The sequence below is a fragment of the Marinoscillum pacificum genome, assembly GCF_024714495.1.
Classification (GTDB): domain Bacteria; phylum Bacteroidota; class Bacteroidia; order Cytophagales; family Cyclobacteriaceae; genus Marinoscillum; species Marinoscillum pacificum.
Genome location: NZ_JAMZMJ010000007.1, coordinates 43,415 through 57,261, shown reverse-complemented (window position 1 = coordinate 57,261; position 13,847 = coordinate 43,415). Strand labels below are relative to the sequence as shown.

At 41.5% G+C, this 13,847-nt stretch carries 6 protein-coding genes; all 6 read right to left on the bottom strand.

What is annotated here, in order from left to right; translation table 11 throughout:
- Positions 1-19: 19 nt before the first annotated feature.
- Complete coding sequence (locus NXS00_RS16515; protein ID WP_258100354.1) at positions 20-2,020, bottom strand: glycoside hydrolase family 97 protein; 2,001 nt, start codon at positions 2,018-2,020, stop codon at positions 20-22.
- 13 nt (positions 2,021-2,033) lie between these two features.
- Positions 2,034-3,872, bottom strand: a complete 1,839-nt coding sequence (locus NXS00_RS16510; protein ID WP_258100353.1) for a glycoside hydrolase family 13 protein — start codon at positions 3,870-3,872, stop codon at positions 2,034-2,036.
- A complete protein-coding gene (locus tag NXS00_RS16505) occupies positions 3,869-7,477 on the bottom strand; it encodes a DUF8578 domain-containing protein (RefSeq protein WP_258100352.1) in 3,609 nt (1,202 codons plus the stop codon). Before NXS00_RS16505 ends, NXS00_RS16510 begins: the two co-directional genes overlap by 4 nt.
- A 93-nt stretch (positions 7,478-7,570) precedes the next feature.
- Positions 7,571-9,175, bottom strand: coding sequence for a cadherin repeat domain-containing protein (locus NXS00_RS16500; protein WP_258100351.1), 1,605 nt, complete (start codon positions 9,173-9,175; stop codon positions 7,571-7,573).
- 17 nt (positions 9,176-9,192) lie between these two features.
- Positions 9,193-10,767: a RagB/SusD family nutrient uptake outer membrane protein gene (locus tag NXS00_RS16495; protein WP_258100350.1), complete on the bottom strand. Its 1,575-nt coding sequence runs from the start codon at positions 10,765-10,767 to the stop codon at positions 9,193-9,195.
- Positions 10,768-10,787: 20 nt separating this feature from the next.
- On the bottom strand, positions 10,788-13,826 hold the full coding sequence (locus NXS00_RS16490) for a SusC/RagA family TonB-linked outer membrane protein (protein WP_258100349.1): 3,039 nt from the start codon (positions 13,824-13,826) through the stop codon (positions 10,788-10,790).
- Positions 13,827-13,847: the final 21 nt, after the last annotated feature.

Below are 13,847 nucleotides of genomic sequence, written 5' to 3'. Positions count from 1 at the left end.
CTTATGAACACTAAGTTCTTTATTTCTTCTTCAGGCTAATCGCTACACCACCTGCACCGATCAAGTCAAAATCAATAACCGATTCGCTAGTTACTTCTTGCTTGTCGATCGCGTAAGCCTCTGGATTATTAGGCCAGCTAGCATCATCTGCATTTCTGTAAATAGTTGCTTCGTAAGTTGCCCCTGCTGGTAAGAAATCGAAGTTGATGGTGGTAGTTCGTGCATCCTCATTGGTGATAGCTCCCACAAACCAGTCTTCCGTTCCTCTAGCTTGTCTGGCAATCGCCACGTGCTTGCCAATCTCACCGCTCAACACGTTCGTTGTTTCCCAGTCAGTTTTCACATCACGGATAAACTGCAGCATTGGGTGACCTTCATAGTTTTCTGGCAAGTCATTCGCCATTTGCATTGGTGCATAGATCACTAAGTAGAGCGCCAATTCTCTAGCGATAGTAGTAGGCGTCGTATAACCTGTTGACTTTACTTTGATACCGAAAAGACCAGGCGTGTAGTCGAATGGTCCAGCCAAACTTCTTGTGAAAGGAATCACCGTAACGTGGTTCATTGCAGTTCCACCCATTGCGTTGTATTCCTGCCCTTTTGCTCCTTCACGAGACACCATGTTTGGATAAGTTCTTCGCTTTCCAGTATCATGAATAGGTTCGTGAGCTACAATCATCGTCTTGTGCTTAGCTCCTGCCTCAATTACTCGCTGGAAGTGCTGAACGAAAGCCTGACCGTGGTGGTACAATCCATTTGGAAGGGTATCTCCATTTTCTACATAACCGGTCTTCACGGTTTTCATGCCGTGATCAGCAAGGTATTTGTAAGCATCATCTAACTGGCTATCGTAGTTCTCGATATCCGCACCAGTCTCATGGTGGCCAATGATGTAAACTCCTTTTTCAGCTGCATATCTGCTCAACTCCTCAATGTCGTAATCTGGATATGGTTTTGTGAAATCAAACTTGGTTCCACCATTCATCCATTCTCCATCCCAGCCGTAGTTCCAGCCTTCTACCAGGATTCCTCTGAAGCCATTAGCCGCAGCAAAATCAATGTATTTCTTAACGTTTTCAGTATTTGCAGCGTGTTTTGGTCCTTGATGCCATGTTCCTAAATTGATGAACATCTCCCACCAAACGCCAACATATTTTCCTGGCTCTACCCACGACACATCTCCTAGTTTGTTAGGCTCATTCAGGTTCAAAATCATGTAGTTCATGATCAAGTCACCAGCCTGATTCCCCATTTGTATCGTTCTCCATGGAGTAGAGAAAGGTGCTTTCAGATATGCTTTTACAGGATTGGTTTTGCTGTAAGGAACCAAATCACATTTCAGCTTTTTAGAACCCTTTCCTTTGATCACCATACTTGGGTAATCATACAATGCCGCTTCGTGAATAGATACGAAGGTCTGTCCTTCCATCGTCAATGGCGTGTGCACCATTTTCAGGTCACTTACATCAGACTTAGTAAACTCGTATTCGTATCTGTTGCCTTCGTAAGTAGGAATCCACCATGCAGACTGATCGTTGGCCATGTTGAACTCTGTCAACTCGTCCATAACCTCAAACTCACCAAGTTTTGCTTGTGCTGGGAATTCATAACGGAAAGCCAATCCATTGTCAAACGCTCTGAAGATGATGTTCAACTGGTACCCTGCAGCAGTTTCCAGATTTACCTTCAGTTCATTGTAATTGTTGCGAATGAATCGCTCTTCACCCCAAGGCTGCTCCCAAGTTTCATCAAAGCTGCTTTGTGCAGAGTTAGTTACTTTAAAGTCTTTACTCAGAGAAACATTATCTCCCAATTCAAAACCGAGGAAAGAAGTATCAACTACGTCTTTATTCTCAAATGATGACGTGTAATATGGCTGACCAGCATCTGTCAAACCAAATGTCATTTTCACCACATCAGACGGTGATCCAAGTGACAAGGTCGTATTGTTCTCAGCTTTTGGCTGACACGACATCATGATCACTGGTATAATCGCTAGAAATCTAAAAACCCTTTTCATCTATATATCATTATTAATCTTTACTTAATTCAATAATCAAACTACTCTCAGGAGCCACTTTCAATGTATTTTCAAGTGATACGTGCTCACTTGTTAGAGCATTAACTCCTTTCTTGTGATCTCCAATAACCTCTGCAAATCGATCAAGAGCTAGCTCTACCTCCTCATTGTTATTGCTCAATATCACCAACACTTCTTCACCTTCAAATGCTCGCTTATAGACATAGACATTGTCTCGAGGCATGAAATGAACCAGTGATCCAATCTGCAAAGCTTTACTTGCTTTTCGGTAGTTCATCAACTTGCGCAAATGGTCAAAAGCAATTTGTTGATCGGCAGTTAGCTGCTCAAAGTCAAATGCATTTTGCTCATCACCTTCCCAACCACCGGGATAGTCTTCCCTTAAGTCGCCATGATCACCAAACTTCTCCATAAGTATCTCAGTACCGTAGAAAAGCTGTGGAGTACCACGTGTTGTCATCAGGAAAGTCATGGCTGTATTTAAACGATTCACATCATTGCCAATACTATGATAGAAGCGATCCATGTCATGGTTATCAGGAAAAATGGTATTGCTTAATGGATCGTTGTACAAAAAGTCTTTGCTCAAAGTCTCATACAGCTTCCACACATCTCCATCTTCTTTGAAAGCATTTTGCATGGCATAACAGATTGGGAAATCGGTAATGCTAGTCAGCCCAGACTCAAAGCCATTCGGGTTGTTAGCTTCTGGTGCCCAGTAGGCTTCCAAAGATGGTTCGCCAACCCATGTTTCTCCCAATAGGTAGAAACCCGGATATTCTGCATGAACTCTCTCGGTCCATTCTTTCATCACCTCTTTGCTGTTGTATGGATGCGTGTCCATTCGAATACCGTCCAATCCGGCATACTCTATCCACCAAATACTGTTTTGAATCAGGTAATTGGCCATCATAGGATTGTCTTGATTCAAATCAGGCATGGTCGGTACGAACCAGCCTTTTTCCATTTGATTCAAATCCGACTGAGAAGAATACGGATCACTTTCTACTGCCAGTTGATAATTGGTGTTACCATATGTATTATGGTCATGTACCCAATCCGAATAAGGCATATCTTCCATCCACCAGTGTGACAATCCGCAGTGATTGAATACCAAATCAATCACCAATTTCATTCCTTTAGCATGCAGTTTATTAGCCAACTCTACGTACTGTTCGTTAGAACCATATCGAGGATCAACTTTGTAATAATCAGTAATGGCGTACCCATGATAGGAGTAGCTAGGCATATCATTCTCTACCACAGGATTCAACCAAAGAGCTGTGATTCCCATATCTTCCAGATAATCCAGTTTAGAGATCACTCCTGTCAAATCACCACCGTGTCTTCCACCTCTGTTAGATCGGTCGCCTGCCTCTTTCATTCCTTCCACCGTATCGTTGGACGGATCCCCATTCACAAATCGATCTGGAGTCAATAGATACACCACGTCACTTGCGTCAACTGTTTGAAGTTCTCTGCTAGTTCGCTCCATCAGCTGATAAGCAACCTTCGTTTTTCCATTTTTGGATTTGACGTTGATATTGAATGTTTGTGCAGTTGTCCCTTCTGGTATATTAAGATCCAGAAACAGATAGTTGGGACTATTGGCTTCATTCACTTTTACCAACTCGACTTCTTTAGAATCAATGCTAACCTTAGCTCCTTTCAGATCCTCGCCATAAAGCATGACTTGCAGATTTGGATTCGACATCCCTGCCCACCAATTAGGTGGCTCTATTCTGGAAATCGACTGAGAAAATCCACTAACCAATACCATTAGCAATCCAATCGCCGCAACTACTCTCACTCCTCTAAACACTAATCTCATTTATTGATAATCAACTTTTTCGTCATTACTTGCTGGCCATCTACTCTAAGCAGATACAATCCATTTGGTAAAGCAGACCCATCCAACTGGCCATCTATATTGGTATAATCTTCTAGCACCACTTTTCCAGACTGATCGTAAACTCTGATTAATTGATTCTCTTTCAACCCTTTGATTTGAATCAACCCCTGACTTGGGTTTGGATAAAGTAATACTTCATCAATAGCTGGAGCCTCAAGAACTGTAGATGGTCTAAGTGGGATCTGAACGAAAATATCTCCATTACTCGCAATGAATCCTCCGTCAAAATCACTAGCCGGACCCGTACCTTTACTAGCTCCAGAAGCATCTCTGAAAACCATGGTCAACCAGTAAGCATCGCTACCTGATAAGCTATAATAAGATCTAGGTGTTAGGGTGATTTGCCATAGGTCGGTACCGGATACGTTCGTCATTTCACCAACTCCATCATCCGTAGCCCAGTTGCCAACAATGTTGGACCAGTCATCTCCTGTTGGTGTTTCTATATCAGAAGTCACCACGCCTGAGTGAATGTAAACTTTTGCTGCATCTACCAAACCTCTGCTTCCAAGTGCCGCGTTGAATGTAATGGTAACTTCATCATCTACTGAAAACTCTGTAGGCTCAACAGATACAATATTTCCTTCCTGAAGAATATCAACGTATACGTCACGTCCTCTAAAACCTTTAGCTTTATTGGTGTTATCCGCATCACGGAAATACATACCCAGCCTAAAAGCATCATCACTATCCGCCAACCCAAAGTAATCTCGAGGAGTCAAAGTAATTTCCCATTTGTTTGATTGACCATCAACTTGAGTCATCTGACCAACTCCATCATCCGAAAGGTTACCAACAATATTCGTAAGTATCGTACTACTTGGATCGTCAGAAACAACACCCGCATGAAGATAAACTTTGGAAGCTTCTACCAAACCATCTGTTCCGGCATTGCTTGCCTTGGTAGCATCAAATGTGATCGTAATTTCTGTATTAGCAGTAAACACAGGTGGATCTACAGTCACTGGATTTTGATAGATCTCTATGACATTCTCAAATCCTTCAGAGATCCTTTCGCTTGTAAAAATGTGGAATTCTCCAGGAGCAAGATCGAAATCAAAAGTCGCTACCGAAAAATCAGTTTGCTCTCCTGAAAAATAATCAAACCAATCTCCGGTTTCTGGTAAGGTAATACTCGTCGTTACTTCATCTAAACCAAAGTTTCCAACAATGTAAATATCAAGCGTAGGGTGCGTGATGGAAAGAGACTTTACTGTTTCGCTGAGTGATGATGTATAAGAACCTGCACGAATTACTTCTGGATATTGATTACGTAGATCTAATATCGCTGCATATGCGTCATATACATATTGTCTTAACTCATCATCGTAGTACTCTAAACTACCTGTACCCCAAACCAGAGGTTTTTCACCAGTTCGACCGTTTTGGTTAATCGGAATGTCATAGCCAAGCTCACCGAATTGCCAGATCATTTTTGGCCCAGACTGTAGCAAGTTGAAAGCTGCAGCCATTTTAGCACGCTCTAAATAAACATCTTGATCAGCAATGTTGTAATTGCCAGAGGAGATGCCTTCAGAACCCATGACAAATGCCAAACGCTCTTCGTCATGACTTTCCATATAAGTAACTCTCTTTCGGTTTTGACCACCAGAAAGATTGCCCCCCTCACCATCTAAAGCAGTTGCATAGGCATGGTTCAAATTTCTCCAAAGTAGCATTCCAGAAGAGGCCAATTCATCTTCTTCCTGTGTCTCTCCAAAGTGCTCTAAAATGACATAAGCGTCTTGATCATTTTGCCAAATCACATTGGCCATACGTTCCAAAATGGCGATTCTACTGGCATCATATTGTCCCCATGCTCCAACATCATCGCCAGTAATAACTTGCGTAAAACCTTTGGAAAGGTCAAAGCGATATCCATCTATGTGATACTCCTGCAGCCAATAAGTATTTACTGAATCAACGAAGGCTTTGGTGTAGTCACTTTCATGATTGAAATCAAAACCTACATTGAATGGATGTGTCGCTACCTGATTGAACCAAGGGCTTTCTGAACTCACAGTACCTGCATTTTCATCCCAATACATCTTAACCAAGGCATTTTGTCCAAAAGCATGGTTTAATACCATGTCCATAATCACTGCAAAGCCCTGCTCATGTGCTGCCTGAACAAACTCTTTGAAGTCGTTCTTGGTGCCGTAGTATTTATCCGGAGCAAAGAAATAACTTACGTTATAACCCCAGCTGGAATTGCCCTCGAACTCCATTACTGGCATCAATTCAATAGCATTAACTCCAAGACGCTTCAAATAACTCAATGAGTCTATAACATCCTGAAAACTGTGCGACCCAACGAAATCGCGCACCAATAATTCATAGATAACCAGATCATCTTTCAACGGAGGAGACCAGGTATCTTCTGTTGCAGCCCATTCAAATGCTGTCTGACCAGTTTTGAAAACTGTTGCTATTTCATATTCTGTTTTATCATAAGCTGGCAGATTTGGGAACACTTCACTAGAAATGTATGAATCATTCCATGGGTCAGCCACTTGATCTGCATAAGGATCTCCAATTCGTGTGGTACCTTCTACCCAATACTGGAATACATAATCTTGCTGTGGGGTCAAGTTGTTGATTTCTAACCAGAACATATCTCCTTCTGGCGTTTGCTTCATTAAGTATTGGTCTTGAGTTTCCCAATTGGTAAAATCACCAACTACATATACAAATTCTTTATTTGGTGCTTCTAAAGCAAGAGTCACCTTAGTTTGGTCATCAGAATAATTAATTCCTTTTTTAATACCTGCAGGTAATGGTTCCTCAATCGTATTGGGTCTTACAGAAACATAAACCTCCTTGGAGGATTCTACATTAGTTCCTGCGATAGTTGCTTTGACTGATATGGAAATACTTCCAGTTGTTGAAGGAATATAATTATGGCTAATTGTTGTTCCTGAATTGACAGATGTAACTGTGCTGCCATCTATCGCCATTTCCATAGACGAAACCTCTGCTGAGGCTTCTGCTGAAATAGTCAGAGGACTATTTGCGGTGAGATAAACTTCATCCTGTGTAGGAGAAGTAATGTTTACATAGGCATCTACTGCCAGATTAAGATAAATATCGCCGTTAGAACCGACAGATCCACCATCAAAATCACCAGGTGTTCCTTTTCCTTCACTGGTTCCATCAGCACTTCTGAATACCATGGATAACCTGAAGATATTTGTACCCTCTGGCACATCATAATAATCCCTTGGAGTCAAAGTGATCTCCCAAAGATCTGTTTCTCCATCAACTTTGGACATCTTTCCTACACCATCATCTTGTCCCCAGTTTCCCACAACATATTCCCAATCTTCTCCATTAGGAATAGTTACTACACCAGAATGCATATAAACCGAACCAGCACCTACTAGTCCAGCTGTACCTTCCGAAGCATCAAAAACGATGGTTATCTCATCTTCAGCTGTGGCATCTGTGGGAGAGATCTCCACAATCTGGCTAAATGAAAATGTAGCCAATAAATAAAAACATAGGAAGCTGATATACTTATTCATCTTTTGCATCATTTGTTGGTTGTCTTAGGTAAGAAAGATAAGGAAGGGGGCAGAAAAATCTGACCCCTTTCCTAATGTATGAAGAAGTATATTTTATTGGATAGTGTAAGTATATCCGTTCACTGGGTCAAGTACTAAGGTGATTGTATAAGAACCTGCACTTACAGCAATATTGTCTGCACCAGCTTCTAATGTACCATCAGCACCACTATCTCCGAAGTTCACATCCCAGCCATCATTTTCTCTGAATTTAATCTCACCATCGGTCAGTGTTACATCAAGAGTCCATGAATAATTTCCTCGCTCAGCAGCGACAAGGGTCATATCGGTATCGGCATCCCATCCACCAGGAGTTGCATCACCAATGATTCCCCAGTTGGACGCTGTTATAGAGTATGTACCATCTATGAAGTTGGCATTGATTCGGTAGAAACCATCTTCAGCAACTGTGAAGTTGTTTTCACCTTCTTGAAGCAATGAACCTTCGTTAGACCCATCAGCTCCCCAGTCTCCAGCCCAATCTCTCTCCTGAAGGAATTTGAAACCATCACCGTCCACCGTCAGGTAAGTGTACATCTCAAAGTATCCCTCACCTGTACTTACAAACTGAACGGAAGATGCCGGATCCCATCCCGCCACTGTAGAACCACCAACAAGGAATAACTCAGTTGGGAATAAGTTTCTGACAAATGTGAATGAATACTCCAAAGTCTCATCATTGAATGTAATTGAATAAATAGCATCAGGGAAGTCATTTCCTAAAACAATATTCGGAGCAGACATATCTGCAATACTATCAGGCTCATTATCACCAAAGCTAGTACCTCCAAATGCGCCTTCTGAGAATCTGAATGAATCTCCAGCTTTTAACTCAACTTCACCAAGCACCCAAACATGATCTTCACTAGAAGTGAATTCATAGGCAGTTCCCTGGAAGTCATTGAAGGAACCTAAAAGGAATAATGAGCTTACATTCGTTACGATTGTCACAGCTGGCTCAATGGTATATTGCAATGTTTGGTCGTTGAATCGAACGTTTACCAATCCCGAATAACCACAGTTGGTGTTTGCACCTCCACCTGTTGTTACTTCCATTACACCATTACAATCTGAGTCACCCCAGTCTGCGTCTGTCCAATCTTTGGTGTTTTTGAATTTCCATTCTCCACCATCCATTTCGATATTTTTTATTTCCCACGTGTAGTCAGAAACCAACTCTAAAGAATCCCAGCTCCATCCGTTAAGACTACCAGCTATGTACATTTCATCATTGTTTGCAGCAAATGGCAATTTGCTAATCTCAAATCCAGAAGTAACATCAGTCATCTGTCCTTTGCTATCAGTCACCATGATGTGTAAAGAGTAAGTCCCAACCTCCAATGAAGAAGCACTGAACTCTGAAGCTGCTACGATAATGGAATCTCTAGTACCAGATAGCCCTTTATCTGCTGTATGCAATACATCACCATTTGCATTCAATAATTCTACAGTGATGCTTGCCAATGGAGAACTCGCTCCATCTGCTACATCCACTCGGATGTCAAAATTCCCTTGCACTACTTTACCTCCTTCAGCCGGAGACTGGTAGGCAATACCTGGAGCGAAATCAGTCAATGCATCAACATCAATTTCCTCCTGACATGCTGTGAATACTATAAGTGCCGAGGCTACGAATAGTAAGTTTATTAATTTTTTCATCTTAATTCCTTTTAGCCTTAGTACTGATCATTTTGTTTCAACTTCGGATTAGCAATAAGCTCCGAAGACGGGAGTGGATAAAGGTCATAGTGGGCAGAAGTAGTTGTCCCTGATTGCACACCACCTTTCCATGGCCAAACACCTGCAGCAGAATATTCTCCGAATCTGATTAAGTCAGTTCTTCTGTGACCTTCCCAGTAAAGCTCTCTTCCTCTTTCATCCAAAATGAAGTCAAGTGTCAATTGAGCTGCTGTGATGTCACCTGCGTTAGTGCCATATGCTCTTTGTCTGATTTGGTTTACATATCCCAAAGCAGTAGTCACATCTCCACCTGATCCGCCTCTTACCACAGCTTCAGCATACATCAAATAAATGTCAGCTAGTCTGAAGAATGCGAAATCCGTATCTGGGAAGTTCTCATGTGAGCCACGAGCGCCAGTAGAAGTCACGTTTGTGAATTTTGGAACCGCATATCCATTGGTAAATTCAGCGATATCTGTAATCTCTTTCGTCTGTCCAGAAGTATAGAAAATTGCTCTCTGATCTAATGAACCAGTCTCATCTGGGAAAAGATTAACCAAAGCACTAGTTGCTCTTAGGCCACCCCATCCACCAGCAATACCGTAAGCTGTCGGATCCATAGTTCCTCCTACTGCTGCACTTACCAGGTAAGTAGTACCACCATAGGTTCTTGTATTCTGACCGTCGAACAATGCTGCAAAAATGATCTCATTTGAGATGTTATTGTCCGCTCCGAAGTTTTCAGAATACGTAGGCCAAAGTGAAAAAGTACCATCGTTGATGATTTTAATACATGCTGCAATACAGTCAGAGTTTCTTTCACTACCTGTATAAACCGCAGCGTTCAAATACAACTTAGCCTGAAGTGCCCAAACTGCTGCTTTGCTTGCTCTTCCGTAAGGAACAGTCGCCGCATCAAATAATTCATTCTCGATATCAATCAATTCACTTTCGATATACGCGAATACTTCAGCTGGAGTAGCTTGCTCTGGAGCATCAGATCCAATCGCGTCTTCCTCTGTGTAGAAAGGAATGTTACCGAAAAGATCTAGTCCATGCCAGTAACTCATCGCTCTTACAAATCGAGCTTCAGCTCGGTATTGACGAATAATCTCTTTCTCAGCATCTGTGAATCCTCTTGAATCAAGATTAGCATCTGAAGACTCTCTGATAAATTCGTTTGTTAAAGAGATGTTGTAGAATACTCTGTAGTACATCGCAGTGATGAACTCATTGTCATCATTCCATGACATAGTATTCAAATCAGGTAGGTTACCATCAGCCCATCCGATTACTGCTTCGTCTGTTGGTAATTCCTGTAGTTGCCAGTATTGTCTGATATAGCTAGAAGCTCCTTCATCAATACCAGAGATATCACCACTACCAGCAGGTCCTTGCTGACCTGTCAATGCAAACCCTGCATAGATTTTAGCCAAGAATGACTCGTAAGTAGAAGCATCCTCGAATATCACATCTCCGGACGCAATACTCTTTGGTGGTACGTCCAGGTCTGTACATGCAGCTAATGAAACAATCGCTGCAACGGATAATATGTTAAATATCTTTTTCATGTTATTTCTTTTTGCAGTGATTAAAATCCAAGACTTAATCCAAGTACATAAGTTCTTGCTTTAGGGTATGGATTGTTATCAATTCCATTTCCTACCTCAGGATCTAATCCAGAGTATTCTGTTAATACAAATGCGTTTTGCACAGTACCATATACTCTTATGTTTGTTTTCTGTAAACCTGGGACGTTGTATCCCAAAGTGATATTGTCCATTCTTACAAATGAAGCATCCTCTACATAGTAATCTGAGAAATACTGTGGAGTTACATAGTTGGTTTCAAGAACGGAAGCGTGAACATTTTGCAACCAGTTTCCTGATCCATCCATCGCATTGTAAAATCCGTTGTTCGAAGCAATGTTGTTATAAACCTTATTGCCAATGTTACCTCTCAAAGTAAAGCTCAAATCAAATCCTTTGTAAGAAGTCTGAGAAGTTAATCCCATGATGAACTTAGGCGCTGGTGACCCATAGATCTCTCTATCTTCACTGTTTACCGTTTCATCTCCGTTGGTGTCTTTGTAGATATCAGCCAGGTTGATCTCGCCATCTCCATTATGATCTACACCATCAGGAAGTGGGTTACCATTCTCATCTGTGATCGCTCTGTATACATAGAACGAGTTCACTTGATTACCTACACTCAAGATTTGAATGTTATTTCCAGTTCCTCCTGAAATACCACCAGTTAAGTAACCTTCAAAATTCTCATCTGAGTTACCATCTAAGACTTTGATTTGGTTCTGGTTGTGTGAGATGTTAAATCCTACATTCCAGCTTAAGTCATTGTTGTCAATGATATAGCTATTCAATGCCAATTCTATTCCTCTGTTTTGCATTTCACCAATGTTGGTGATGATACGGTTGGTCAGATTAGTTCCTGCTGGCACTGATACTTCGAACAAAAGATCTGATGTATTCTTTTCGTAGTATTCTACGGAACCGCTTAATCTTCCTTTCAAGATTCCAAAGTCAACACCCACGTTTAGCGAAGCAGTTTGCTCCCACTTTATTCCCTGATCATAACCATTCGGACGAAGGGTAGTGATATATTCATCTCCAAAAGGATACTGCGCAGTTGGGAAACTTGAAGTATAAGTAGCCAAATATCTGTAGTTACCAATTTCCTGACTACCTGTGATACCGTATCCTACTCTCACTTTCAAGTCACTGAACACCGTTTTCAGACTTGACATGAATGACTCATCCAATAGTCTCCACCCTAAGGCTGCGGAAGGGAAAACACCCCAACGATTGTCAGGCCCGAACCTTGAAGAACCATCACGTCTTACGGTTAAAGTCAATAAGTATCTATCCATGAATCGGTAGTTTGCTCTACCGAAGAATGAAATAATTCTAGAGCTTTCGTAACTATTGTAAGTCTCAGAATACTCAGCAATGTTGCCACTGTAGAAACCATATACGTCTGTAGACAAGCCGTAAGCTCTGTATGATGGATACTCAGAAGTAAACTGTTGGAATTCATAACCTCCAGTCACATTTAATGAACTGTTGATAGAGGGAAGTTCCTTTTTGTAATTCAACAAGAAAGTCACCATCGGGTTAATTCTCTTGATGTTCTCAATTCTTACCTCACCACTATCGCTAGACTGGCTTCTCAATGTACTTGGTAAGAATCTTTTTCTTTCACCTAGGTTGATGTCATAACCTCCAGAAAGGGTTGCAGATAGACCATCTACAAATGGCATGTCATAAGTAATATCAATTTTACCAATATTTCTCACATACTCGCCAAAGTCCTGAACCTGATCAGCTGAAGATACTGGGTTGTCTGGAGCAAGATCTTCAGCGTATTCGAAGTAACCACCCCATCTGCTGCCAGCATCATGAATATTTTGAGTTGGATCAAAAGCGATCGCTCCACCAATTGCACCAGCATCATATTGATCTTTGATAAAGGAGCTCTTGATGTTAGCATTGATTTTTAACTGATCATCTAATAATGACTGATTGTAGTTAAATCCTAAGCTTGTTTTTTGTGTTTCAGAATTCTGAACAACACCTTCCAAATCCTGGAAACCAGCTGAGAATCTAAATCCTGCAGTTTCAGTACCTCCTGTGAAGCTCAAACTATGATTTTGACCAATAGCTGTTCGAGTAATCTCATCGTACCAATCTGTGTTACCAGTTCCCATTTGGTCAATATTCTCGGCATGCTTAGCAATGATTACGCTAGAGAATTGCTCTGCATTCAGCATGTCAATTCTATTAGCCAACTCAGCAACAGAGAAGTAGCCATCGTAAGTAACTTTACCTTCTTGCCCAGCTTTACCTCTTTTGGTTGTAATAATAATTACACCATTTGCACCTCTAGCACCGTAGATAGCAGCTGCCGAAGCATCTTTCAATACGGTGATATTTTCTATTTCATTTGGATTTAGGAAGTTCAAAGGGTTTCTTCCTCCAGAAAAACCACCAGGATTGTGAGCTGAGTTATCGATCGGCACACCGTCGATTACGTAAAGAGGCTCACTACTTGCAGTCAGTGAAGTACCGCCACGAATACGTACACTTACTTGTCCACCTGGCTCACCACTGTTTGGAGTAATCTGTACACCGGCTACTTTACCCGCGATTAAGTTATCTGGTGACACAATAGCTCCTTTGTTAAAGTCGTCTGACTTCACTTCAGCAACCACACCAGTAACGTCACCTTTTTCTTGCTCTCCATATCCTACCACAACAATCTCTGCCAATTGCTCAATGGAAAGACGGAGTCCAACATTTACCACTGATTGGCTACCTACGGTCACATCCTTTGTTTCATAACCTACAAATGAAAAAGTAAGGATGTCTCCATCAGCTATGCCTATCTTATAGTTACCATCCATGTCTGTGATGGTACCTCGTGATGTTCCTTTTACCAGAACAGTTACACCTGGTAACGTCTCATCTGTTTCACCATCGGAAACAGTACCAGATACAGTTCGCTCTTGTGCGTTCACTATGAAGCTTGCACATAGCAAACTAAGAATCGCCAAAAGTCTAAACCAGCCGGAGCCAGTCTGCTTTGATCTTAAGTTATAATTGTCTGCCTTCATTAGATTTTTGTAATTATCATT

Excerpts from the sequence above, each read along its gene's own strand:
- NXS00_RS16505 (WP_258100352.1), bottom strand. The coding sequence starts at position 7,477 with ATGAATAAGTATATCAGCTTCCTATGTTTTTATTTATTGGCTACATTT.
- NXS00_RS16490 (WP_258100349.1), bottom strand. The coding sequence starts at position 13,826 with ATGAAGGCAGACAATTATAACTTAAGATCAAAGCAGACTGGCTCCGGC.
- NXS00_RS16510 (WP_258100353.1), bottom strand. The coding sequence starts at position 3,872 with ATGAGATTAGTGTTTAGAGGAGTGAGAGTAGTTGCGGCGATTGGATTG.
- NXS00_RS16500 (WP_258100351.1), bottom strand. The coding sequence starts at position 9,175 with ATGAAAAAATTAATAAACTTACTATTCGTAGCCTCGGCACTTATAGTA.
- NXS00_RS16495 (WP_258100350.1), bottom strand. The coding sequence starts at position 10,767 with ATGAAAAAGATATTTAACATATTATCCGTTGCAGCGATTGTTTCATTA.
- NXS00_RS16515 (WP_258100354.1), bottom strand. The coding sequence starts at position 2,020 with ATGAAAAGGGTTTTTAGATTTCTAGCGATTATACCAGTGATCATGATG.